At 44.2% G+C, this 242-nt stretch carries 1 pseudogene; it reads right to left on the reverse strand.

Annotated elements, in window-relative coordinates:
• Positions 1-242, reverse strand: a pseudogene (locus tag AAEY88_RS15205) (GntP family permease); the annotation flags it as partial.

Below are 242 nucleotides of genomic sequence, written 5' to 3' on the forward strand. Positions count from 1 at the left end.
GATGTAGCCTGAGTCACAGAATACAGGTACTGAAACGACTGCACCGACGATAGACATGGTCAAAGTAGGGAAGCGTGGCCCCAAAACTTTGATAACGGTTTCTGCCATCACAATAGCCGCACCAGTTTTCTCAAGGATTAAGCCGATAATGGTACCGAATACAATTACTAGACCGATATAACCTAAGATACCACCAAAGCCATCAGAGATTGTCTTAGCGACAGTATTAAGTGGTACTTGGT

It is taken from the genome of Psychrobacter sp. CAL346-MNA-CIBAN-0220 (genome assembly GCF_040309805.1).
In the GTDB taxonomy this organism is placed as follows: domain Bacteria; phylum Pseudomonadota; class Gammaproteobacteria; order Pseudomonadales; family Moraxellaceae; genus Psychrobacter.